At 60.2% G+C, this 23,732-nt stretch carries 26 protein-coding genes and 2 pseudogenes; 24 read left to right on the forward strand and 4 right to left on the reverse strand.

Features of this window, described 5'->3' with window-relative positions; genetic code table 11:
• The 3 genes and pseudogenes from VJR68_RS11270 to VJR68_RS11280 form a co-directional block, all read left to right on the forward strand.
• A pseudogene (locus VJR68_RS11270) lies at positions 1 to 2,486 on the forward strand (hypothetical protein); the annotation flags it as partial.
• 65 nt (positions 2,487 to 2,551) lie between these two features.
• Positions 2,552 to 4,507 (forward strand): RHS repeat-associated core domain-containing protein, encoded by a 1,956-nt coding sequence (locus VJR68_RS11275; protein ID WP_324147769.1) that lies wholly within the window; start codon positions 2,552 to 2,554, stop codon positions 4,505 to 4,507.
• Positions 4,495 to 5,001 (forward strand): hypothetical protein, encoded by a 507-nt coding sequence (locus tag VJR68_RS11280; RefSeq protein ID WP_324147770.1) that lies wholly within the window; start codon positions 4,495 to 4,497, stop codon positions 4,999 to 5,001. Before VJR68_RS11275 ends, VJR68_RS11280 begins: the two co-directional genes overlap by 13 nt.
• A gap of 184 nt (positions 5,002 to 5,185) precedes the next feature.
• On the opposite strand, the gene VJR68_RS11285 is transcribed toward VJR68_RS11280, so the two are convergent.
• Both VJR68_RS11285 and VJR68_RS11290 read right to left on the reverse strand, forming a co-directional pair.
• Entirely contained in the window at positions 5,186 to 6,205 is a 1,020-nt protein-coding gene (locus VJR68_RS11285) for a phage portal protein (RefSeq protein WP_324147771.1), read from the reverse strand.
• Positions 6,205 to 7,965, reverse strand: coding sequence for a terminase large subunit domain-containing protein (locus VJR68_RS11290; RefSeq protein ID WP_324147772.1), 1,761 nt, complete (start codon positions 7,963 to 7,965; stop codon positions 6,205 to 6,207). The genes VJR68_RS11285 and VJR68_RS11290 overlap by 1 nt, the downstream gene beginning before the upstream one ends.
• A 139-nt stretch (positions 7,966 to 8,104) precedes the next feature.
• Between VJR68_RS11290 and VJR68_RS11295 the strand changes: the two are divergent.
• The 12 genes and pseudogenes from VJR68_RS11295 (at position 8,105) to VJR68_RS11350 (ending at position 14,757) form a co-directional block, all read left to right on the forward strand.
• Positions 8,105 to 8,968: pseudogene (locus tag VJR68_RS11295) on the forward strand (GPO family capsid scaffolding protein).
• 50 nt (positions 8,969 to 9,018) lie between these two features.
• Entirely contained in the window at positions 9,019 to 10,029 is a 1,011-nt protein-coding gene (locus VJR68_RS11300) for a phage major capsid protein, P2 family (RefSeq protein ID WP_324147773.1), read from the forward strand.
• A gap of 11 nt (positions 10,030 to 10,040) precedes the next feature.
• Entirely contained in the window at positions 10,041 to 10,691 is a 651-nt protein-coding gene (gene gpM, locus VJR68_RS11305) for a phage terminase small subunit (protein WP_324147774.1), read from the forward strand.
• A 100-nt stretch (positions 10,692 to 10,791) separates the two neighbouring features.
• Positions 10,792 to 11,256 carry a head completion/stabilization protein gene (locus tag VJR68_RS11310; protein ID WP_324147775.1) on the forward strand — a complete coding sequence of 155 codons (465 nt, stop codon included), beginning with the start codon at positions 10,792 to 10,794 and terminating at the stop codon, positions 11,254 to 11,256.
• Entirely contained in the window at positions 11,256 to 11,465 is a 210-nt protein-coding gene (locus VJR68_RS11315) for a tail protein X (protein WP_324147776.1), read from the forward strand. The genes VJR68_RS11310 and VJR68_RS11315 overlap by 1 nt, the downstream gene beginning before the upstream one ends.
• A gap of 10 nt (positions 11,466 to 11,475) precedes the next feature.
• The gene (locus VJR68_RS11320; RefSeq protein WP_324147777.1) at positions 11,476 to 11,826 is read left to right on the forward strand and encodes a putative holin; all 351 of its coding nucleotides are present in this window, start codon (positions 11,476 to 11,478) and stop codon (positions 11,824 to 11,826) included.
• A complete protein-coding gene (locus VJR68_RS11325; protein WP_324147778.1) occupies positions 11,826 to 12,110 on the forward strand; it encodes a phage holin family protein in 285 nt (94 codons plus the stop codon). Before VJR68_RS11320 ends, VJR68_RS11325 begins: the two co-directional genes overlap by 1 nt.
• Positions 12,100 to 12,915: an N-acetylmuramidase family protein gene (locus VJR68_RS11330; RefSeq protein WP_324147779.1), complete on the forward strand. Its 816-nt coding sequence runs from the start codon at positions 12,100 to 12,102 to the stop codon at positions 12,913 to 12,915. The genes VJR68_RS11325 and VJR68_RS11330 overlap by 11 nt, the downstream gene beginning before the upstream one ends.
• The gene (locus VJR68_RS11335) at positions 12,912 to 13,397 is read left to right on the forward strand and encodes a hypothetical protein (RefSeq protein ID WP_324147780.1); all 486 of its coding nucleotides are present in this window, start codon (positions 12,912 to 12,914) and stop codon (positions 13,395 to 13,397) included. Before VJR68_RS11330 ends, VJR68_RS11335 begins: the two co-directional genes overlap by 4 nt.
• Positions 13,394 to 13,873, forward strand: coding sequence for a phage tail protein (locus tag VJR68_RS11340; RefSeq protein ID WP_324147781.1), 480 nt, complete (start codon positions 13,394 to 13,396; stop codon positions 13,871 to 13,873). Before VJR68_RS11335 ends, VJR68_RS11340 begins: the two co-directional genes overlap by 4 nt.
• Complete coding sequence (locus tag VJR68_RS11345; RefSeq protein WP_324147782.1) at positions 13,870 to 14,328, forward strand: phage virion morphogenesis protein; 459 nt, start codon at positions 13,870 to 13,872, stop codon at positions 14,326 to 14,328. The genes VJR68_RS11340 and VJR68_RS11345 overlap by 4 nt, the downstream gene beginning before the upstream one ends.
• Positions 14,329 to 14,439: 111 nt before the next feature.
• Positions 14,440 to 14,757 carry a hypothetical protein gene (locus VJR68_RS11350; RefSeq protein WP_324147783.1) on the forward strand — a complete coding sequence of 106 codons (318 nt, stop codon included), beginning with the start codon at positions 14,440 to 14,442 and terminating at the stop codon, positions 14,755 to 14,757.
• A 34-nt stretch (positions 14,758 to 14,791) separates the two neighbouring features.
• Here the strand turns inward: VJR68_RS11350 and VJR68_RS11355 are convergent, their stop codons facing one another.
• Both VJR68_RS11355 and VJR68_RS22055 read right to left on the reverse strand, forming a co-directional pair.
• A complete protein-coding gene (locus VJR68_RS11355) occupies positions 14,792 to 15,532 on the reverse strand; it encodes a site-specific DNA-methyltransferase (RefSeq protein ID WP_324147784.1) in 741 nt (246 codons plus the stop codon).
• Positions 15,450 to 15,692 carry a Com family DNA-binding transcriptional regulator gene (locus VJR68_RS22055; protein WP_414647770.1) on the reverse strand — a complete coding sequence of 81 codons (243 nt, stop codon included), beginning with the start codon at positions 15,690 to 15,692 and terminating at the stop codon, positions 15,450 to 15,452. Before VJR68_RS22055 ends, VJR68_RS11355 begins: the two co-directional genes overlap by 83 nt.
• 282 nt (positions 15,693 to 15,974) lie before the next feature.
• Here VJR68_RS22055 and VJR68_RS11360 point away from each other — a divergent pair, with 282 nt between their 5' ends.
• The 9 genes from VJR68_RS11360 to VJR68_RS11400 all read left to right on the forward strand — a co-directional run bounded on the left by VJR68_RS11360 (position 15,975) and on the right by VJR68_RS11400 (position 23,692).
• A complete protein-coding gene (locus VJR68_RS11360; protein ID WP_324147785.1) occupies positions 15,975 to 16,865 on the forward strand; it encodes a baseplate assembly protein in 891 nt (296 codons plus the stop codon).
• Complete coding sequence (locus tag VJR68_RS11365) at positions 16,858 to 17,412, forward strand: phage tail protein I (protein ID WP_414647771.1); 555 nt, start codon at positions 16,858 to 16,860, stop codon at positions 17,410 to 17,412. Before VJR68_RS11360 ends, VJR68_RS11365 begins: the two co-directional genes overlap by 8 nt.
• Before the next feature lies 1 nt (position 17,413).
• Complete coding sequence (locus VJR68_RS11370; RefSeq protein WP_324147787.1) at positions 17,414 to 19,009, forward strand: tail fiber protein; 1,596 nt, start codon at positions 17,414 to 17,416, stop codon at positions 19,007 to 19,009.
• A 13-nt stretch (positions 19,010 to 19,022) separates the two neighbouring features.
• Positions 19,023 to 19,595, forward strand: coding sequence for a phage tail protein (locus tag VJR68_RS11375; RefSeq protein WP_324147788.1), 573 nt, complete (start codon positions 19,023 to 19,025; stop codon positions 19,593 to 19,595).
• 107 nt (positions 19,596 to 19,702) lie between these two features.
• A complete protein-coding gene (locus VJR68_RS11380; protein WP_324147789.1) occupies positions 19,703 to 20,905 on the forward strand; it encodes a hypothetical protein in 1,203 nt (400 codons plus the stop codon).
• A gap of 82 nt (positions 20,906 to 20,987) precedes the next feature.
• The gene (locus VJR68_RS11385) at positions 20,988 to 21,518 is read left to right on the forward strand and encodes a phage baseplate assembly protein V (protein ID WP_324147790.1); all 531 of its coding nucleotides are present in this window, start codon (positions 20,988 to 20,990) and stop codon (positions 21,516 to 21,518) included.
• Between the two features lie 44 nt (positions 21,519 to 21,562).
• A complete protein-coding gene (locus VJR68_RS11390; RefSeq protein WP_324147791.1) occupies positions 21,563 to 21,922 on the forward strand; it encodes a GPW/gp25 family protein in 360 nt (119 codons plus the stop codon).
• A 25-nt stretch (positions 21,923 to 21,947) separates the two neighbouring features.
• Positions 21,948 to 23,126: a phage tail sheath protein gene (locus VJR68_RS11395; protein WP_324147792.1), complete on the forward strand. Its 1,179-nt coding sequence runs from the start codon at positions 21,948 to 21,950 to the stop codon at positions 23,124 to 23,126.
• A gap of 56 nt (positions 23,127 to 23,182) precedes the next feature.
• Positions 23,183 to 23,692 carry a phage major tail tube protein gene (locus VJR68_RS11400; protein WP_324147793.1) on the forward strand — a complete coding sequence of 170 codons (510 nt, stop codon included), beginning with the start codon at positions 23,183 to 23,185 and terminating at the stop codon, positions 23,690 to 23,692.
• Positions 23,693 to 23,732: the final 40 nt, after the last annotated feature.

A 23,732-nucleotide genomic window follows, 5' to 3' on the forward strand; every position in this document is an offset into this window, starting at 1 on the left:
GCAATGGCAATATGCAGTCGGAGGTCGACAACAATGGCAACACGACGACGTATCTATACGCCGCCACCGGCCAGCTTCAGCAGACGGTAGAAGCATCAGGTACGAGCATTGCTCGCACGACCACGTATCAATGGGATAGCACGCCTGGTACCGATCGCCTCCTTTCGGTTACGGTGGCTGGTTTGTCTCAGACGCTCTACAGCTATAACGCCCAAAACCGCCTAGCATCCGTGTCGGTCAAAAATCTTACCGCTAACGGCACACAAGGGCAGACGCTCACGACCACTTACACATACACGCTCTATCCCAATGGCATGGTTAAGACCATGTCGGTCGCTCATCCCTCGCCGAATAACAGCGATACCGACGTCTATACCTACGACGCACTAGGTAACTTAGTCTCGCAAGCGAATGGGCTGGGTCAGACCACGACATACAGTAACTACAATGCGCTCGATGAGCCGGGCCATGTCGTAGGACCCAACGGTGACGCAACCGACTTCACCTACGACGGCCGCGGCCTGCTAATGACGCGAACCACCTATCCCAATGGCAGCGCTGCGCGCTGGACCTATACCTACGATCAGTTTGGGCTAGTAAACAGCGAGAGCGATCCGGACGGCCAGGCGACCACTTGGAACCGCAACGCTGGAGGCGTGTTGCAGACCATCACCCATAACGACAAGGACGGTGCTTCCACCGAGACGTTTGGGTATGACGCGATGGGCGACGTCACGTCATATACGCTGGCCCGCTCTGGCAATGTGAGTCTCTCCTGGACAGCGAGTTATGACGAACTCGGCAGGCTTTATCAAAAGAACGGCAACCACGGTCAATCGGTGACCTACAGTTACGACGGCAATGGAAACATTCATTCCGCCACCAATGCTGCGGGCCACGTCATCGCGTATGAGTACGATGAACTGAACCGCGCGAAAAAAATTACTGAAAGCGGCGGAGCAACGGTATTTCCGCCTACTGGTGTTCCCTCGATCAGCCTGGCAGCGACCAGTACCACGGGAAGTTACGCCGTGAGCTGGACTGCGGTGTCGGATGCCACGTACTACGAATTGCAAGAACAGGTGAATGGCGGCGCGTGGTCAGACGTGCAGTCCAATGGAGCGACCAATTGGAGCTCCGCGGGCAAGGTAAACGGCACCTACGGCTATCAAGTAAGGGCATGCAATAGCGCCGGGTGTGGCGGCTATAGCGCCACAAGCTCCATCAGCGTTCAGCTGGTACCGACGACAGCACCCACGCTGAGTGTGCCGGCATCCAATAACACTGGAGCATTTACCGTAAGTTGGACTGGCGTTAGTGGCGCCCAAACATACACCCTGCAGGAGAAGGTGAATGGCGGAAGTTGGACTACCGTCCAGAGCACCTCCTCCACCAGTTGGAGCACGACGGGACGGCCCGCAGGTACCTATGCCTACCAGGTGGCTGCCTGTATCAGTCTAGGCTGCGGTCCATGGAGCCCCTCCAGCACCGTTGTAGTGACGTTGCCACCGACCGGTGCCCCGGCATTGACCGCGCCATCGACCAATCACAGCGGCAGTTATGGCATCAGCTGGACGAGCGTCGGTGCCGCCACTAGCTATCAGCTGCAAGAGCAGGTCAATGGCGGCGGCTGGTCCACTGTGCAGAACACGTCGGCTCAAAGTTGGAATGCGAGCGGTCATGCGACCGCAACGTACGGCTACGAAGCGCGGGGATGCAATATTGGCGGCTGCGGTCCTTTCAGCGCCGTTGCCAGTGTTGCAGTGACGCTGGCGCCGAGCAGTGCGCCTTCCATTAGTGCGCCAGGCACGAACGGTAATGGAAGCTTCTCTATCAGCTGGAATGGGGTCACCGACGCTACTAACTATGTGCTGCAAGAGTCCGTCAATGGCGGCGCATGGACCACGGTTCAAAACAGTAGCGCAACCAGTTGGAGCACGTCGGGTCGCCCTGCGGGTACTTACGCTTATCAAGTTCAGCCTTACAACACGATCGGTTCCGGTCCCTGGAGCGCGGCAGTCACCGTGACCGTAAACATTCCCGTAGGAAGCAATGGACAGTCCTATGGGGCGCCCTGCGATATTGCGGTTGGGAAGTCAGGGCATGCAGCTCTGGGCTATCAGCTGGCCGACGGCAATACATGGCAAGCTTTCATTGTGATGTGCTCCACGATCGGGTCAGGACATCCTTTGGTCAAAGCATCAGGCCCTGTACCAGCTGCGGCGGTTTCGGTGCAGTACACATGGACATATGTGGGTGTCCCAGCCGGCGATGGGGATGCAGGAGGCGGCATTTCGAATGCGGCTGCATCACCGGTGGCGGTCAGCAGCAATCCGGTAACTCAGTACACCACGGCCACCTGGCCGCAGACGGCACCCACTCGTGGGCGTATCTACCAGCTCCGCGTCGATTTCTTTAATGCCATCGGGGCAAATATTTCGTCCTCGACATCCACCATGGAAGCCGAAACCACGGGGTCGCCGTAATGAAACATGTTCATTTATCCAAGGTTGACCAGTCATCCCCGAGTGGTACAAAGATGAGCCATCCTATGCGCCGATTATCAGCAATCATTTGCGCAGCTCTTACGGGGTATGCCATCACGCCGCAGATTGCATTGGCTGATACCCCCACCGTAACTCAGATAGGCTACGACGCAGGCGATCACGTAACCAGCGTGACTGATCCGCGCGGTCTGATCACCAACTACAACTACGATGGCTTGGGACAGTTGTGGCAGCAGGTGAGCCCGGATACTGGTACGACGAACTATAGCTACGATGCCTATGGCCGCCCTGCTTCGATGACGCGGGCAGATGGCACGACGACCACGTACGGCTATGACAGCCTGAGTCGCACGGTGAGCTTAAGCGCGGGGGGCCAAACGCAAGTCTTCACTTATGACTCGTGCACGAATGGTGTCGGCCGGTTGTGTACGCTCAGCGACAACACGGGCAGCACCTCGTACACCTACACTTCGGAAGGCTGGCTTTCCGGTCGTGGGTTTTCCATTGCTGGCATAACCTATGCGCTAGGTTACAACTATGATGCTACTGGGCATGTAACGGCGGTGAATTATCCTGATGGCAATCAGGCTGTGTATAGCTATACCAATGGCGTAGTGTCGAGCGTACAGCTGAGTGTAGGCGGCAATGTAACCAACACCGCGACCAACGTTACTTACCAGCCAGGCGATGCTGCGATGACGCAGTGGACATCTAGCAACGGTATTGCAAATACTCTCAGTTACGACAGCGATGGGCGCTTGACGTCCATCAATGCCGGCAACGTACAAAGTCTCGGTTTTTCGTACGATACTGCCAACCGCATTGTTGGCATCAACAATGGCGTAGAAGGCTCGATGACGCAAAACTTTGGTTACGACGCTATGTCCCGCCTCACTGTTGCCTATGGCAACGCGGACAACGAGGCCTTCCAATATGACGCGAATGGTAACCGCATTACTCAGGTGGTGAACGGGACTTCCAACACTGTCGGCACCAGCTCTACCAATAATCAGGTCACCGGCCTTTCTGGTGGTAGCAATGTCAGCTATGGCTACGACCCAAATGGTAACCTCACTACGGTATCGGGCACTCCTACCTTTACTTATAGTCCGTTCAATCGGCTGATTGCCGCTAACGGCGCCACGTATTACGTGAATCCGGAAGGGCAGCGTTTAGAAAAAACGGTGAACGGTACTTCTACGATCTTTGCGCCAAGCAGTTTAGGCTCGCTGATGGCCGAAAACCAAGGCAACGGTTGGATTGACTACGTCTGGCTCAACGGCCGTCTGATCGGACGCGTGTACGGTGGACAGGTACTGGCTATTCACGATGATCAACTGGGCCGGCCAGAGGCGATGACCGATACTTCGCAGGCCATAGTGTGGCGTGCACATAACTTTGCTTTCGATCGCACTGTGGTCCTGAATAATGCGGTGCCGCTGAATTTAGGATTTCCGGGACAGTATTACGATTCTGAAACGGGTATATGGAGCAACGGGTTTCGGGACTACAGCTCAGGCGTAGGGAAATATTTGGAGAGTGATCCATCTGGATTGGATGGAGGAATTAACACCTATGCCTATGTCGGGGGAAATCCGATCAACGATGTTGACCCACTTGGGCTGCGCGCGCTCAACGACTGCGAAAAGAGTCTCCTGAGCCCGTACATTCCCAAGATCGATCTGGATAACGCGGACGTCCACGATGGAAGCGTTCCTTGGTACACGCCGAAAGACATGGCCGGAATCACCAGGGGAAACGATATTTACTTTAGACCTGGCGCCTACCCCGGAGGCACGCCACAGGGGCTATCGATTTTGGGGCACGAACTGGTTCATGTGGGCCAATATCGTCAAGGTATGACTTGGGTCTCGTACCTTTGGTCGGTTCGCAGTGGTTACGCCGAAGACAGTAAATATGAAAAGCCTGCGTATGCCATGGGAAGCAAAATTCTTAACGATCTTAAATCTGCCGGGACGAATTGCTCATGTGGAAAATAAGCGCGCGGATCATGGTTCTATGCATCTTTATGTTCATCAGTGGCTGTGCGAGCTATGGGATGGAGCACGCTAAACTAGCGGCGGCACGCAAATTCTACGATCAACCTGTCAACCAACAGACTCAGACGTTTCGCCGGCGTTCCTTGGAAGACCAACTGGACTTGTTTTTTTTTGGCAATCAGATTCACCATCCGCCGGCCATATACCTTGCGCCTTGCTTCGCATTGAACGGGCCGCCTGCGGTGAAGCTTCTCCGCTCGAAACTGGACACACAACCCGACGACCTGAGTCTGCGTGACATCGCCGCGCTGCTCGGAATGATCGACATGATGGGTCAGTACGATGTAGCGGGTGATAAGCAATTGCTTGCTGTGTTGTCCAGTCGAATCGCGCGAATGAAAGATCAAAACTGGCGGCAGACCGCCGAGGATGAAGTGTCTAATTTTGGGAAGAGACGAACTGAGGCTGCAAAACACGCGCCCGAATGTGGTTAATGGGCCTCAGGACGCATTTTATATTGCCATATTTATGTCGATGACAATCCGCTCACGTACTGTGACCCGTATGGGCTATGGACCTCACGCACCTCCACGAATCCCGGGGCGGTTCACTCCCAAATAATTGGCGTTTGTTCAAGCGATCTTAAGAGAGACCGCTTGGTGAGGGGGGTGATTCTTGTTAGCTGCTTGCTATTGAAGGGTTACCGGACAAGTCAGTTATTAAGTATGGAGAAAACTTAAGTATCTCTTCTCCGATCCAGTTGTTCAGCTCACTCAGGCGTGCTTGCAATGGCACAAGCTCGTTAACAACAAACACCTGTGCAGCGGGCACAACCGATCCGAAGCCGGTGGTGCCCGTCGGCACCAAGCCAAGCAACTGCGGCGGTACGCGATGTGCAGCAAGCACATCATCGCGCGTCACATTTTTGATATTGAAGAACTCATCTTTGGCGGCCACCTCGCTGATCGGCATCAATTGAAGCCCATCCTTCTTGCCGCCGGGCGCGTACATAAACAGGTTCCTAAAATTCCCCGGCCCCTTGCTGTTCTTGAGCGCCGTCTTGATCGCATCGACTTGTGCTTCATCGGATAGTGCGTCGGTGAGATACAAAATGTACCCAGCATGTGAACCGTTGAGGTAATACTTGCGCCGAAACAACGTGCCCGATTCGTTGAGCCAAGCGCTTTGCAACGCCGCCAGGTATTCCGGCACACCATAGATTTCCTGATGCACATCCGGCTCCCTCAGATGGAACACCGAACCCGGCGCAAACTCGTACTCCGTCTTCCACCCTTTCACCATGAAGTAGGTGTCTAGATCATCACACCCACGGCGCATGTACTTCGCCAGGGACGGTTGCAGCGGTTGTACCTTGCCCAACCGATTTTTGGGCGCTTCCAGGTAACTGTTGCCGAACACTAGATAGTCGAGCACGTAACGCGCAAACGCTTCGCGACTCAGCAAGCGGTGTGGCTTGAACGACGACACCAGAATGTTGCGCTTCACATAGATCGCACTGGAATGATGGGGTGTTGCACGAAACGAGCGTGCCAAACCCTCCAGCGACACCGGCGGTTCGTACCAGCGCCCATTGCGCCACGCTTCCATGTACTCGAGCACCTCACGCCCATCAAGCACGGGCGTTGGATCGCCAAACGCAAATGCCTCGATACGCGGCATCGTCACGGACTCACTCATCAGAAAATCTCCAGCAAACTGGTATTGCGCGCGGTCGCGCCTTCCAGGGGTTCGTTGATCAGGGCATGCATGCAGGCCCACGCGAGATCCGCGTGGCCGGTGTCTTCGGTACGGCCAGCGGTGTAGGTCACCTGTCGGCCGCTGTGGCTGAGCGTCTTGCGGATGGCCATGAACGATTGGGCGAGATCCGTCCAGCCGGCGTCGAATTCCAGCCGTCCCTTGCCGATCACGTTCTGCGCCTTCATCACCATCTGCGCTTTGGTATCGGGCGAATACACGATCTTCCGTGCCAACGGAAAGAACTGGACTACCAACTGATGCACGGCGGCACCGATGCCGGTGCCATCAATGCCGATGTACGTCACGCTGTAGCGCTTGGTGATCTTGCGGATGAAATCCGCCTGTGCCTCGAAGTCCATCCCCTTCAGGCGATGCCGTTCCAGCACGCGGAATTTACCGCCCGGCTTGCTGGGCGGCGCCACGACCACCAACCCCGCGCTGTCACCGCCCTCGCCCAGAGAGGGGTCATACCCGATCCACACCGGCGCATACCCGAACGGACGCATCGCCAGCGGCTGCAGATCGGTCCAGTCCACCCAACTGTCGACCATGCAGCCTTGCATCATCGCCAGGGTAAAGAGGCTGTCCCCGTCATCCAGGAACTGACACATCAGGAGGTTGGCGAATTCGTCCGGCGTGTACTCGATGCGCAGCTCATCCAGATCGAACAAGCTGCAGCCTCCGCGCTCGGCATCCTCGATTGTGACGATTTGCCGCCACACCTTGTCCGGGCAGCGCAGACCGCCGACCAGCGCTTCATGCGTGGTGACGAGGTCCAACCGTTGATCCTTTGGCCGGCGGCGGTTGTAACGATCGCCCGTCCAGTACGGGTACGCGAGATGGCTTTTAGCGCTGGGCGTGGAGAAATACGTCTTGCGCCATTGCTTGTGCATGGCCATGCCAGAGGCGACCTTGTTGATCTCCTCGAAATTGCAGGTCCAGAAGAACTCGTCGTAGTAGAAATTGCCGTGATAGCCCTGCGCGGTGCGCGCGTTCTGACCGAGAAAGTACAGGTGCGCGCCATTCCATAGGACGATCGGATCACCCTTGAGGTCGATGTCGCAGGTCTCCAGCGCGAACTGGCGGATGTACTGCTTGAAGATGTGCGCCTGCGCTTTGCTGGCCGACAGGAAGATCTGGTTGCGCCCCGTGCTGATGGCATCAAACAGCGCTTCGCGCGCGAAATACCACGTCGCACCGATCTGGCGACTCTTCAGAATCATGCGCGTGCGTTCGTCCGCCGCGCGATGCCAGGTGTGTTGGTACTCGAACAACGAAGTGAGGAATGTCTTGCGCAGGTGCTCGACCTGTTCCTCGCTGAAGGTGTTGCGTTTGGGTTGTTTCTTCGGGCCGGCGTTGCGCGCTTCGATGGCTGGATTGAGATCCGCCTCGTTCCCGCCGGGTGCTTCGTACCGGCGCACACGTGCCAGGCGCTCGATCTGACGGCCGAGCAGATCGATTTCCTTGTAGTCGCTGCCGGTCTTTGGATCTTTGGTGACCAACTGCACCATGCGCGCTTCGATGCAGGTTTCGACGCGTTCGATCACCGGCGCTTTGTCCCATGCATCGCGCGTCTTCCACGATTCCACGGTGGTGCGCGCGATCCCTATCGTTTGCGCGATGTCCGACACGCGCCATCCCTGCCAATACAAGGCCCGCGCACTGCGGCGCTGATCGACTTCGGGAGCAGGCATCACCATGCGCGCATCGTCGCCCGCGCGCGCTCGTATCGATCGCTTAGCGCTGGGTACCAGTGGATTGGTACCGCGCTATCGCGTTGCTCGCGCGACGCGCGGTGTCGAGGATGGCCCCGTCCTTTTACGTTGCTGCGTTCACGAGGTGTCGGCCATGGCCAAAAGCAAGTTCTTCCGCGTCGCCGTCGAAGGCGCAACCACCGACGGCCGCACGATGGAGCGCAGTTGGATCAGCGACATCGCCGCGACCTACAACCCGCAGACCTACGGCGCGCGCATTTTCCTCGAGCACATCCGTGGCCTGATGCCGGATGGTCCGTTCAAGGCCTACGGCGACGTGACAGCGGTGAAGGCCGAAGAAATCACCGACGGCGATCTCAAGGGCAAGCTGGCCTTGTTTGCGCAGATCGAGCCCACGGCCGATCTGGTGAGCATGACCAAGGCCAAGCAGAAGATTTACAGCAGCATTGAGGTCAATCCGAAATTCGCCAGCACCGGCCGCGCGTAGCTGGTGGGCCTCGGTGTCACCGACAGCCCGGCCAGCCTCGGCACCGACATGCTGACCTTTGCAGCGCAGGCCTCCGCCAATCCGCTCGCGAGCCGCAAGCTGTCGCCGGACAACCTCTTCACTGCTGCCGAGCCCATCGAGATCGAGTGGGAAGAGGAATCGACCAATAGCACCACGACGCTGTTCGCCGCGATCAAGGAACGCCTGGCGAAACTCGCCGGCAACGCCAAGGTGCAGGACGCGCAGTTTACCGAGCTGGGCGATGCCTTGAATGGTCTGACCGAGGCGTTGGAGCAGCTTGCCTCGCACTCGACCACGACGACCCAGCAATTCACCGATCAGCTCTGCGCTTTCACGCACCGCCTGGATGCCATCGAGCAGGCCGGCAGGGACACCAGTACCGCCTTCGCCACGCTGCGTGCCGAACTGGAGGCCACGCCCGCGTTTACGCCACGCCCGCCGGCCACCGGCGGTAGCGGCGTCTTGCAAACCGACTGCTGATCCGCCCTCGCTTTCTTTTCCGATTCTCGCTTGCCCGCCCCGGAGCCTTCATGCGTAACGACACCCGCCGCCTCTTCAACGCCTACGCGGAACGCGTGGCTCAGCTCAATGGCGTGGACAGCGCCGCGAGCAAATTCAGCGTGACACCGACCGTGCAACAGACGCTGGAAAACCAACTGCAGGCCAGCAGTGACTTCCTGGGCAAGATCAACGTCATCGGCGTGCAGGAACAGGAAGGCGAAAAAGTGATGCTGGGCGTCACCGGCACCATTGCCGGGCGCACCGATACGCGCACCAAGGACCGCATGCCGCGCGATGTCAGCGATCTCAAGAATCAGGGCTATCGCTGCGAGAAGACGGACTTCGATACCTTGATCAAATACCAGCAGATCGATGCGTGGGCGAAGTTTCCTGATTTCCAAACGCGTCTGCGCGACGCGATTATCAAGCGCCAGGCACTGGACCGCATCCTGATCGGCTTCAATGGCGTGAAGGTCGCCGCCGACACGGATCGCGCCGCCAACCCGCTGCTGCAGGACGTGAACATCGGCTGGTTGCAGCACATCCGCACGGAGGCGCCCAGCCATTGGATGAAGGAAGGCGCGACCCAAGGCAAGATCCAGGTCGGCACCGTCGCTGGCTGCGATTACGCCAACATCGACGCGCTGGTCTACGACGCGGTGATGCTGCTGGAGGAGCCGTACCGTGATGCGACGGATCTCGTCGCCATCTGCGGGCGCAAGCTGCTGCACGACAAGATGTTCGCGAAACTCAACCGTGACCAGCGCGCCACGGACGAGTTGGCCAGCGACATCCTGATCAGCCGCGAAGCGATGGGCGGGCTGCCGGCCATCCGTGTGCCGGGCTTCCCGGATAACGCCGTGCTGGTGACGCCGCTCAGCAATCTCTCCATCTACTGGCAGGAAGGCGCTCGCCGCCGTTTGCTGCGCGATCGACCGGAGCGCGACCAGATCGAGAACTACGAGTCCTCCAACGATGCTTACGTGGTCGAGCACTACGGCACGGTGGCCCTCTTCGAAAACATCGAGCTGAAGCACTGAGGACGTCCACGATGACCAGCCCCGCCATGCGTCATCGGGAGCGTGTGTTGGCGGCCCAGGCAGCGAGCCTGGCCGCCAACACCGGTTCGCGACAGCTCACCGGCAGCGCCTACGACTTGATGCTTGCCAAGCTCGCCGAAGACAAGCGCGTGCTGAAGAGTATCCAGTCCATCCAGCAGAAGATCGCGGTCAAACGTCAGCGCTTGCCGGAATACGACGCATGGATTGCCGGTGTGCTCGACGCCGATCAACCGGTGCAGGACGATGTGTTCGCCACGCTGATGGTGTGGCACATCGACACCGGTGCGCTGGAGTCCGCGCTCGACATGGCCGCGCATCTCCTGAAGCACGACTTGAAGCTGCCCGAGCACTATCAGCGCGACGTCGCCACGCTGGTAGTCGAGGAAATCGCCGATCAGAGCGAGAAGCCCGGCACCACGGTCACCGTCGATCAGCTCTTGCGCGTCGGGCAACTGAGTGAGGGGCGCGACATGCCCGATGAAGTACGGGCCAAGCTGCACAAGGCCGTTGGGCTTGCACTGCGCGACACCAGTCCCACTCAAGCCCTCGACCACCTGCAGCATGCGCTGCGCCTGAATCCGCGACTCGGCATCAAGACCGAGATCGGCAAGCTGCAGAAGCAGCTTGTTGTCGCGACCTGAGCTCGCCCCGAGCGCCGCGGCGGCTCGGTGGGCCTCCGATGACCTCTCTCCCATCCGGATGACCCACCGACCACCGCCGCACCTTATCGAAGAGATCCCGATGTCCGGCTTTGTCGCTACCGCCCCTCACCTTGAACCGCCCGCGATCCGGTCGGGCGACTGGTATCCGCCAATCGCCCTCGCCGACGTGCGCGCGGTGCTACGTCTGGACGGCACCGTCACCGATGCGCGCCTCACCGAAAGCGTCGCGCTGGCGATGTCGGCGGTGGAGGACGAACTGGATGCGTGGCAACACCAGCAGGAAGCGCTCGGTCGCGCGTCGCTTGCGGACGTGCCGAGCAAGGTGATCGGTGACGCCTCGCGGCTGGTACTGCTCTATCAGCGCGCTGTGTACGCGACGGCGAAAGCCGAACTGATCGAACGCTATCGGGATGTCGATAGTACCGATGCCGGACAACGGCGTGCCGAAGCGATGGAATTGTCCGTCGACGATTACCGCCGGCAAGCCCGCTATGCGATTCGCGACATCCTGGGCCGTCCACGCGCCACGGTGGAGCTGCTCTGATGATCGTGCGTGCGCTGCAGGGCGAAACGCTCGATGCGCTCTGTCAGCGCGTGCTGGGGCGCACCGCCAGCGTGACGGAAGCGGCGTTCGCCGCGAATCCCGGCCTCGCCGATCTCGGCCCGGTGTTGCCGCAAGGCTATCCGGTTCACTTACCCGACACCGCTCAAACCGCGCAGTCCGTGACGGCGCAGGTACAACTCTGGACCTGAAGGACGCACGATGGCCGAACCCACGACCACCACCACGCTCGCCTTCGTCGCCACCGGCGTGGGCCTGGCCACCCTGGTGCCCGGTATCGATGGCAATGCCATCGTCGGCGCTTTTGCCGGCGCGGCCCTCGTCGCGCTGCATGCGCGGGATGTGTCGATGACTTCGCGCGGCATCTACCTGTTTATCAGTTGGATCATCGGCTACCTCGCGGCACCGGAAGTGGCGACGCGCATCGGCGTGCAGGCCACGGGTGTCGCCGCATTCCTCGCTGCAGCATTCGCCATCGCCGTCACCGTCCAGGTGCTGGAGCGGATCAAGACCATCGACCTCACCACCTGGCTGCGTCGGGGAGGCTCCTGATGGACCACCTCTTTACTGCGCTGCTCTTCACCACGAACGCCATCACGTGCGCGCGCCTGCTCTTGTATCGACGCGCCGGTGCTCGGTATCGCCTCGCGGTTAGCGGGTGCGCTTGGGTGCTGATCGTCAGCACCGGCAGCACGGCGCTGGGTGTCATGTTGGGCCTCTATGCGAACACGCCCATTCACCTCGGTGATCTTGGCGTGTCGCTCGTGCTGTGCGTACTGAGTCTTACGGCACAGGGCAATGTCGCGGCCATCCTTCGGACGAATCATGACGACTAAACCTTTGCGCGCCGGTGATCACGGTGCGGATGTCACCGTGCTACAGCAGCGATTGAATCGCGCTGGCCAATCAATCGCCATCGACGGCTGGTACGGACCGGCCACCGAGACCGCGGTGCGTGCGTTTCAGCGTAGCCGTCACCTGGTCGAGGATGGCATCGCGGGGCCGCGCATGCAGGACGCCTTGCTCGGCACCGTCGATCCGCGTGCACTGAGGCAAGCGGATATCGAGCACGCGGCAGCGGAACTCGGCTGCGAGAGCGCCGCGATCAACGCGGTGGTCGAAGTGGAAAGCCCGCGTACCGGTTACCTCCCGGATGGGCGGGTGGTGATCCTGTTCGAGCGGCATGTGTTCTGGCGGCAGTTGCAGGCATACGGTATCGATCCGGTCAGCGTGAATGCACCGGCGTCGATTTTGAGCCAGGTGCGTGGTGGGTACGTCGGTGGTGCCGCCGAATACGCGCGCCTGGCGCAGGCCATGGCAATTGCCAGTGAGCCCGCCATGGAAGCGTGTAGCTGGGGGCGTTTCCAGGTCATGGGTTATCACGCCAAGGTGCTCGGTTACACCAACGCCACACAGATGGCCGCGGCCTTCGCCAAGGGCGAAGCCGAACAGCTGCAAGCATTCATGCAATTCGTGCAAAGCGATGCGGAGCTGTTGAAGGCGCTGCGCGGTCGCAAGTGGACGGCGTTTGCGCGGAGCTACAACGGTCCGGCGTATGCCGACAACCTCTACGATGTGAAGCTCGCCAAGGCATATGCACGCCATGCCGCCGCACGGCCGCCTGTTTCGGAGGTCGCATGACGCTGCTGCGCCAGGTGCTGCTCGGCGCTGCCCTTCTCGGCGCCCTGTGGCTCTATCACGTCGTCACGCAGCAACGCATTGCGCTCGCTGAGGCGCGTGCGGACACCGCCATCATTATGCAGCGTGACCTGGCTGACCAACTCGCCGCCGCTAAGGCCAGCGAACACATCGTGACGCGTTACGTCGACCGCGTACGCGTCGTGTATGAGCGCGGCGCCACGCTGACCAAGGAGATCCCAGTCTATGTCACCGCCCAAGCGGATGCTGCTTGCTCTGTGCCTGTTGGCTTTGTGCGCGTGCACGACGCCGCCGCCGCGAATGACCTGCCCGCTCCCGCCGGAGCTACTGATGCGCAGCCCAGCGGGCTTGCGCTCTCTACCCTTGCCGGCACCGTCGTCGACAACTACGTCACCTGTCACGCGGCCATCGAGCAAGTGAAGGCGCTGCAGTCGTGGGTACACGCCAACCAGGCCACGCCATGAAGAAGCCGGCCAGCTTGCGCCAGGCGCTGACGGCAGCGCTGTCGGATCTCGCACGTAATCCCGAAAACCTGCTGGTGTTCGTGGACAAGGGCTCGGTGATCGCCACCTACGTACCGGGCCTGTCGTTCGAATACAGCTACACGCTCAACGTCATCCTGACCGATTATGCGGGCGATCCCGATACCGTGATGGTGCCGCTCCTGCTGTGGGTGCGCGACAATCAGCCGGAGCTGCTCGACAACGTCGGCATGCGGCCCGATGGCATCACCTTCGAAGCGGACATCATCAGCCATGACGCGTGTGATCTCAGCCTCACGCTGAAGTTGACCGAACGCGTGATCGTTGCCGAGAGTGACAATGGTCGCCTGGATATCACGCACATTGACGAACCAATGCCTGAGCCACTACTGATGGCAAAACATTGGCGGTTGTTTTTGCGTGACGCGTTGATCGCGGAATGGGATCAGCCCGCATGAGCGATACGGATCTGACGCTGCTGGAAGATTGGGTGGATGGGTTGCTATTGGCCACTAGCCCTGCAAAGCGTCGTCGGCTCGCGCAATCGGTGGCGATCGCGTTACGTCGAAGTCAGCAGCAACGGATTGCCGATCAACGCAATCCCGATGGCACACCGTACGTGCCGCGCAAAGTACCCAAGCTGCGCAACAAGGCAGGGCGCGTCAAGCGCGGAAAGATGTTTGCGAAACTGCGAACGGCCAAATACCTCAAAACCAACGCCACGGCCGATGCGGCGGAGGTAGCGTTCACGGGCCGAACCGAACGCATTGCACGTGTGCACCAATACGGTCTGACGGATCGCGTGACGCCCACCGGCCCACGGGTGCGCTATGCACGACGCGCGTTGCTCGGCTTCAGCATGGAGGATCGACAGCGAGTGCGCGATCTCCTCCTCTACCATCTCACGCGCTAGGTCGGCTACGCCGAGTGGAACACGTGTTACCAAGGTGTTTGTTGCGCCAGGTTCAAGCAGGCACTTCTAGAGTTTGAGACCAACGACTGCTTATGCGTCCTAGGACACCCCATGTCAGTCACGCATTTGAAGGCGGTCAAGAACTTTACGGCTTGTTTGGAACACGGTGGTCAGCATCGCTTTGAGATTACCCTGGATGAAATGCCCGCCCTCGAGGCGATGCTCGGGCCGAGTCACAGCCTCGCCATTCCTTGCACCCACACCGATAACGCTGTCGAGAAAACGGTCTGGGCCACCTTGGTCGATCTCATGGCCGATCGCGGCGCCACCTGCTATTACCAACGGGTAGCGCACCATCGATATAGCGTGACATGCGTTATACCGCCGCCTGGCGTGGCCGGTTCTACCGGCGGGCGCGCGGCAGAATAGCGCCGGAAGCCAGTCGCTTCCGGCAACACTAAAACTAACCGCAAGATGACGATATCGATGGCAGCCGCTCTCGGGCAATGTCGAAGTAGCCGTCCGACATTTCGATACCGACGAACCGATGTCCGGCGCGCAGCGCCGCGACACCTGTCGTGCCGCTTCCCATAAAAGGGTCCAGTACGGTACTGGCCGGCGGGACGATCGCCATGAGTTGATCCATCAGCGCTTCCGGTTTCCCGACCTGGTGTCGTTTGCCACCGCGCTGGGGATGCACGGAGAACACCCCCGGCAACACCACTGGATGGGCCTGCGTATCGACCGATCCACGGCTTGCCCATACCACGTATTCCGATTGGCTACGGAAACGCCCGCGTTGCGGCCGGCACCCGTTGGTCTTGTCCCACACCACGATGCCCTGCCACACCCAGCCAGCGACCTGCACGGCATCCGTCATCGTCGGCAGCATGCGCCAATCGATGAACGTCAGCAGATGTCCACCGGGACGCGTGACACGATGGCACTCGGCCAGCCATTGGCTCGCCCAGGCAAGAAATCCACGCTGATCACGAAAATCCCCTTCAAAGTCAGGAAGCTTGGTCTTCGCGTCGCTGTTGATGTACTTCTCGCCGGTGGGCTTGGCGCGTGCAGCCATGGTCTGCCCGCCGGAGCAATACGGTGGATCGGTGATCACCGCATCAACGCTCGCGTCCGGCAGCGTGCGCAGCACCTGTAACGCGTCGCCGCGATGAAGCGTGTAGGGAATGGTTTTGTCGTGCATGGTCGTTCTCGCATGGCGCTCCCTGGCTCTCTGGCAGGGGGCTCGGAACGGCCCTCAACACATTAAACGTGCCGCAACGCGGGCACTTGATTTCGATCGCATCGAAGCGACGAGCGCGCGCGAGCAATTTCGCACAGCGCGAGCAGCGAACATCCTGCATCCGTAGATTCTCTTGACGGGCGTGTTAGCCTCGCCGGGCTCCGTCGACGGGGTGTGGAGCCTTCGGTTCGGCTTGCAGGAATGACTGCAGGTTGGATGGTCGGCATCGCGTTCGCGCGCGATGTCGGCCGCTCCACGTGGTGCCGTGAGGATGCCTTGCGCGACACGCTGCACGACAGGGTGATACCGCTGTACCACCTCTCCGGTACATCGCCCTGTGCTCGCCTCGCGAGGTTCGCCCTCGGCAGCATGCGCGCATGCTTCGGCGCCTTACCCGTTTCCCATGTCCGGCCTGACTGCCGTCGATCTCTCACAGCTCCCGGCGCCCGCCGTCGTGGAGACGATCGCCTTCGAGCAGATCGTGGCGGACATGCTGATGGACCTGCGTGCGCGCGATGGTACGTTTACCGCCCTGACCGAATCCGATCCGGCGTACAAGGTGCTGCAGGTCGCCGCGTACCGGGAAATGCTGCTGCGCCAGCGCGTCAATGACGGCGCCAAAGCGGTGATGCTGCCCTACGCCCGTGGCAACGATCTCGACAATCTCGGTGCGTTCTACAACGTCGAACGCTTGACCTTGGACCCGGGCGATCCCTCGCGCGGCATTCCTAAAATGATGGAGAGCGATGAGGATTACCTGCGCCGTATCCGCCTCTCGCCCGAAGGCTTCTCCGTCGCCGGCCCCGAAGGGGCGTACATCTTCCACGCCCTCAGCGCGAGCCCGGATGTATTGGATGCCAGCGCGACCAGTCCCTCGCCCGGCCAGGTGCTGGTAACGGTGTTGTCGCGCACGGGCGATGGCACCGCACCACAAGCCACGCTCGATGTGGTGATGGCCGCGCTGTCGTCGATCAAGGTGCGTCCGCTCACCGACGAGGTCATCGTGCAGAGCGCCGAGATCATCCCGTATCGCGTGGTGGGCACACGCTACACGCTCGCCGGCCCGGATAGCGCCGTGGTGCTGGATAACTCGGACCGGAACCTGGCCAAGTTCGTCGTCGACACCCACAAGCTCGGACGCGACATCACGCGCAGCGGGCTCGATGCGGCGATTCACGTGCCTGGCATGCAGCGTGTGGATCTCGATTCACCGAGCGATCGCCTGGTGATCAGCCGGACCCAAGCGGCGTACTGCACGGCTATTGATCTCCGTTATGGCGGCAACGATGAATAGTCTCTTGCCGCCCAACGCCACGCCGGCCGAGCGCTCGCTCGAAGCCGCCATGGCGCGCATCGCCGACGTGCCCGTGCCGATCCGCGACCTGTGGAATCCCCAGACATGCCCGCTTGCGCTGCTGCCGTGGCTGGCCTGGGCACTGTCGCTCGATACCTGGCGCAGCGATTGGCCCGAGCACATCAAGCGCGCCCGCATTGCCAGCGCCTTTGAGATCCAGAAGCACAAGGGCACGGCCAAAAGCGTGAGCGACGTCGTCGAGAGCTTTGGCGGTGCGGTGGAGATCACCGAGTGGTGGCAGAAGGAGCCGAAGGGCGAACCGCACACCTTCGAGTTGTCGATGACACTATCGGGCGCCGATGGTGCCGAAGCCACCGCGCAGTACGTCGATGACGTCATCGCGGAAGTCATACGCACGAAACCGGTGCGCTCGCACTTCACCTTTACGCAGGGCGTGAACCTCTACGCGGCAACCGGCCTTGCCGTGGTCGCACGCCCCTGTGTCTTCGCGCGCCTGGATCTCACCGCGCCCGCCGAGGAACCCTGATATGCCGCAAGCCTTGACCCTCACCGTCACGACAGCCGGCCGTGCCGCCCTGGTCAATGCCAAGCACGACGGTACCAATGCCGTGCTGGTGGCGTCGGTCGGCCTAACAGCCGCGACCTTCACGCCCGATCCGTCGCTCACCAGGCTCCCCGGCGAATCCAAGCGGCTCTCCACCTTGAGTGGAGGCGCTACAGCTGCCGACACCGTGCACGTCACGATCCGCGACAACAGCGCCGACACGTACACCATTCGCGGCATTGGACTGTACTTGCAGGATGGGACGCTGTTCGGTGTCTACGGCCAGGCCGGCGTGCTCGCGGAGAAATCCACGCAGGCGACGCTGTTGTTGGCCGTCGACACGCGATTCGCGGACATCAATGCGGCGAGCCTGGTGTTCGGCGATACCAATTTCCAGCTCAACAAAGCCACCACGGCCGTGGCCGGTGTCGTGCAGTTGGCGAGCGCGAGCGATGCCGTCGCCGGAGCGGACAGCGCGCTCGCGATCACGCCGTCCACGCTGAAGGCGGGTCTGGATGATCGGCTTGGTGCGAGTGCGCCGACCAAGTTCGTCAAGGTGCTCCTGGCCGCGGTGGATGCGATCGCCTTCCGTGCCGGGCTTGGTCTCAAAAGTGGTGCGCTCAAGGACACCGGCGCAAACAACGGGCTGGATGCGGATCTGCTGGACGGCCAGGAAGGCGCGTTTTATCAGGCATGGAGCAACTTGACCGGTGTGCCATCAGCGTTTCCGTCCACGCCGCATACGCATGCGATGGCCGATATCGTCGGCCTAGCAGCAGCGTTGGCCACCAAACTGGACATCGTCTCGCGGTATGTCCCTGGCCAAATTATCGTCACCGCCGCCACCGTGCCGCCACCCAATACCCTGGCGTGCGATGGGTCGGCGCTGTCCCGCACGCAGTATGCAGCGCTGTTCGCTGCCATCGGCACGACGTACGGGGCAGGCGATGGCACCAACACCTTCAATATTCCGAATCTTCGCGAAGGCACGTCCGTCCGAGTGACGACCAAGGCCGCCAAGGTCGGCACGTACGACGCCGGTACGATCCTGTCGCACACCCACACGGCTTCTGCAGCGGCCGTTGGCGATCACGCGCACACCGTGAGCTTGGGTAATGCCGGTTCGCATGCACACGCAGCCAGTGCGGATGCGCAGGGCGATCACATCCATTACGCCTGGACGGACGGCCAAGGCAATCATGCACACAGCGGCTCGACCGATGCGCAGGGACAACATTCACACGTCACGTTGAATAACATCTTCGGCGACGGATCAGGATCGAGCTATGTCGGCGGTGGTGGACCATCGTTCCGTAGCATGCAGCGGCAAACGAATGACGCTGGCAATCATGCGCACAACTTCTCCACCGATTGGCAAGGCAATCATGGTCACGCGATCGGCATGAACGGTCCCGGCAACCACTCGCACAACATCTACGTCGCGGCAGTCGGCGATCACAACCACACCGTCGGTGTCGGCGGTGCGGGTGGTCACACGCACACGCTGACGGTCGCGGCTGCAGGCGGGACTGACAACCTGCCTGCTGGCACTTACCTGCTCCACTGCATTGCGTATTGAGGAGCGCACATCCATGCATGATACAAATTTTCCGCCGACGAAACGGGCATACACGTTCTGTACCAAAACGCGCGAGTATCTTGGCGAATTGGAAGCCTATCTCTCGCCGCTGGAAGGCACGTATCCATTGCCGAGCAACGCCACCTTTGTGGAGCCTGGCTCCAATCCGGGGCCGCTGAAAGCGCGTCGTCTCGCACAGGATGGCAGCACATGGGAGGCGGTGGATGATTTTCGTTACATCATGCTGTGGGATACCAAAACAGCGCTTCCTGTGCCAAATACACTTGCGCTTGGAAATATGTTGCCACCGGGCATTACATGCATAACTCCCCCGACGTATAGCTCCCAAGATTGCAAATGTGCTGCGTGGGATGAGGGTCAGGGGGCATGGGTCGCCGCGCCCGATTACAGTCGTTATCCATTGTGGGTAAAAGCTACCGCAGAACGAGCGCCATCATTGCCCGCCGGAGTTGAATTACCTGACACATTGACGACGCTACCGCCACCGACCAGCGACCATGCGGACGCCGTCTGGAATGAAGCGACCAGCACGTGGATGTTGGTTTCGTACGATGCTCCGCCTTAGTGATTCAATTGCACGTCAAATCGCCCGGTATCGACTATATTCTAGGGATCTAGCCACAGGGAGGGGTCACCGCAATGGCAAGAAGGGTTCACAAAACGCATATCGTCTTGGATACAAACGCGATATTTGCTGGCAAGGGTCAGGAATCCAGCGGCACAACTGACAACTTTCTTCCATCCAAAGTCATTGCCGTTATCAACGATCCGAAGCATAAAAAGCTCAATCTAAGCTGGGCAATACCGCGTATGGTCCGAAACGAGCGTGAGCATCACATGCGGGAAGCTGCAAAGAGTGCGGTTTCCCACGCTTCAAAAATGCCGAGATTGTTTAACAAAGCTCTTTGGGACATCTCCCAAGTACATAAACGCATCAGCGATCTTGCGGAAGAAGACTTGAATAGCCACGGCGTATCAGTCGTCGAATGTGATATGTCACGCGTGAACTGGGACGCACTTACGTATGCAGCTGGATTTCGCCAACTACCTTTCAGCCCTGACAATTCAAAGGAAAAAGGGTTTAAGGATGCCGTGGTTGCAGAAACGTTCTTTCAGTTTTGTTCGGATGTGATAGACAAAACGACTGATACGGCGATCGTTGTTACCAACGATGAATTGCTTAGGGAACACATTCTTGCGCGCACACAAGGCAAGCGCGTCAAGGTAGTGGAGAATATTGATGCATTGAGCAACGAGCTCAATGTGCTTGCTTCTGACATACCACCCAGCTTGGCCCAACAGCTTCCGTCTGTGGCCGTATCCTTATTGAAAGACGACGCAACCTTTTGGGCATCCGTTTACCAAGAAATTGAAGCCAAGCATGCTGCATCGATAAATAGCTATCCTAACGCTAACAACGTAAGAGTATTCAAGCGCACATTTCAGCCACCCGTGTTTCTCCGAAAGGAAATGACAAGAGTTTCCTTCCAGTGTCGTCTTGATATCGAATTGGTAGGTAGCTTTTGGGTGCCAGCCCCGCCTTCTCAGGAGGCATTGGCGGCTTTCAATTTGGCCGGAAGTTATAGCGGATCTGGGGTCTACGGCTCGCAACCACTAGGACCTGAGGATTTGCGTTCCTTCAATCTCGGTTTTCCGGGCACTGCTCCTCCCGTTGGATCTACTTGGCCAACTATCCCCCAACCGCCCCGACCAGGTGGCCCGGTCGGGCGTTGGGACGATTTCCTTTTGCCGCCTGTCTCCTTCGAGGTCACTTGGAGTGCAGACTATGTTCAAACTGAGGATTTGGCAGGAAACGTAACCCCTCGCATCACCAACCCGCATTTCGACGAACTCGAGCTTATTCATACGCCATAGAGTTGCGAAAAGAGCTGTACCAATACTTTGGTACAGCTTTTTTTTCTCGCTCACAAGGACCCCACGTCGGCAGCATGCCGGCATGGACGCTCTTGTCGAACTCTCCCGCCTGCTGCAAAACCTGCTGCGCTACGGCGTGATCGCCTCCGTCGATCACGCGGCACGTCGCTGCACGGTTCAAAGCGGCGAACTGGTCACCAAACCCCTGCGCTGGCTAACCTATCGCGCGAGTGATGCGCGTACCTGGTGGGCACCTAGCGTCGGCGAGCAGGTCATTCTGCTTTGCCCGGGTGGTGACACCGCACGCGGCACGGTGCTGCCAGCGTTGTACGCGGACGACGCGCCCGCGCCGATCGAGGGTGATACCACGCACATCACGCAATATCCCGACGGTGCACTGATCAGCTACGCCCCAGAACAGCACGAACTCCGCGTGGCGTTGCCTTCGGGCGGCAAAATCATTCTTGACGCACCGGCCGGGATCAACATCGCCGGCAATACGCGCATTGCCGGTGCATTGCACGTCACCGACAGCATCACCGTGGATGCTGGCATCAAAGCGGCGGACGACGTGATCGCCGGCACCATCAGCCTGCAGCATCACAAGACCTAAGGCGTGCAGCCCGGTACCTACCTTTCCGGCGAGCCGACGTAACCATGCGCGGTATCGATGCCACCACCGGCAAAGCCATCGACGGGCTGGCCCATCTGCAGCAGTCCATCAGCGACATCCTGCAAACGCCCTATGGCACGCGCGTGATGCGCCGTGAGTACGGCTCGCTGCTGCCGTACCTGATCGACCATCCCTTTCATCCCGCGACACGACTGCGCCTGTACGCCGCGACCGCCACCGCGCTCATGCGCTGGGAACCGCGCCTGCAGTTGTCACGCGTGTCGATAGAGCTCGGCGGCACGCCCGGCCCGGTCGTGCTGATCCTGGATGGCATGCGCACCGACACGCCGGTCGCCACGCCCGTTTCCCTCACCGTCCCCCTGTCACTCAGCGCCGCGTCGTAGCGGCGCCCTTCACGAGGAATCCTTCATGGCCCAGGCTTATCACCACGGTGTGCGCGTTATCGAAGTAACCGATGGCGCGCGAACCATTACTACCGTGTCCACCGCCGTCATCGGCTTGGTGGCGATCAGCGAGGACGCCGATCCCGCGACCTTTCCCCTCGATACGCCGACACTGGTCACCGATCTCAAGATGGCGATCGGCAAGGCGGGCAGTCCCGGTAAGGGCACGCTGGTTGCCGCGCTCAACGCCATCGATGCGCAAACCAAGCCGGTGCTGGTGGTGGTGCGCGTGGCGCAGGGCAAAGATGCCGCGGAGACCACCAGTAATGTCATTGGCACGACGGCCGCCAACGGCCGGCTGACCGGCGCGCAGGCCCTGTTGGCGGCGCAAGCGCGCCTGGGTGTGAAGCCACGCATCCTGGGGGCGCCAGGCCTCGATACCCAGCCTGTTGGCGTGGCCCTGGCGACGATCGCCAAGAAGCTGCGCGCGATGACGTACCTCAACGTGCCCGATGCCACGAAGGTGGAAGAGGTCATCGCCTACCGCGCCAACTTCAGCCAGCGCGAAGTCATGCTGGTGTGGCCCAACTTCATGGCGTGGGACACAGCCAGCAACGCGACGGTGGAAGTGCCCTCCGCGGCCTATGCGCTGGGTCTGCGTGCCGCCATCGATGAGAGCCAGGGCTGGCAGAAAACCCTCTCCAACGTGGCGGTGAACGGCGTCACCGGCATCAGCATCGACGTAAGCTGGGATCTGCAAGATCCGGCGACCGATGCCGGTCTCCTCAACCAGGCCGGCATTACCACGCTCATCAATGCGCAGGGTTTTCGCTTCTGGGGTAACCGCACGTGTTCGGACGACCCCAAGTTCGTGTTCGAGAGCGCGACGCGTACCGCGCAGGTGCTGGCCGACACCATTGCAGACGGCCATATGTGGGCCGTCGACAAGTCGATGTATCCCAGCCTGGTGAAAGACATCCTCGAAGGCATCAACGCCAAGTTCCGAGAGATGAAGACCGGCGGTTACGTGATCGGCGCGAGTGCCTGGTACGACGAATCCGCCAATGCCGTGGCCTCGCTGGCCGGCGGCGATCTCTTCATCGACTACGACTACACGCCGGTTCCGCCGCTGGAAGACCTGCAGCTTCGCCAGCGCATCACGGATCGCTATCTCGTCGATTTCGCCGCATCGATCAACGCCTGACCGACAGCAGCTGGCATGCCAGCCGCTCGCTCTCTGCCCTTTGAAGGAATGCCCCTATGGCCCTGCCGCGCAAGCTCAAGAATTTCAACCTGTTCAACAACGGCAACAGCTATCTCGGCCAGATTGCCGAAATCACCTTGCCCAAGCTCAGCCGCAAGATGGAAGAGTGGCGCGGCGGTGGCATGGACACCGGCGTCGAAGCCGATCTCGGCGGTGAGCCGATCACCCTGGAATGGACGGCCGGCGGCATCATGCTGGATGCGCTCAAGCAGTTCGGCGTTACCAGCGCCGTCGGCTGCCTGCTGCGCTTTGCCGGTGCGTATCAGCGCGACGACACCGGGGCGACCGATGCGGTGGAGGTCGTGGTGCGCGGGCGTCACAAGGAAATCGACTTCGGTACCGCAAAGCCGGCTGACAACACCCAGCACAAGTTCACGACGAGCTGCGCCTATTACAAGCTCACCGTCAACGGTGAGGTGCTGATCGAGATCGATCCGCTGAACTTCATCTTCAACGTCGGCGGTATCGATCGTCTCGCCGACCAGCGCCGCGCGCTCGGCGTTTAACCCGCCTTTTTCTTCTTTCGCTGCCCGCCGCTATCGGCGA

Source organism: Dyella sp., assembly GCF_035277725.1.
GTDB lineage: Bacteria > Pseudomonadota > Gammaproteobacteria > Xanthomonadales > Rhodanobacteraceae > Dyella_B.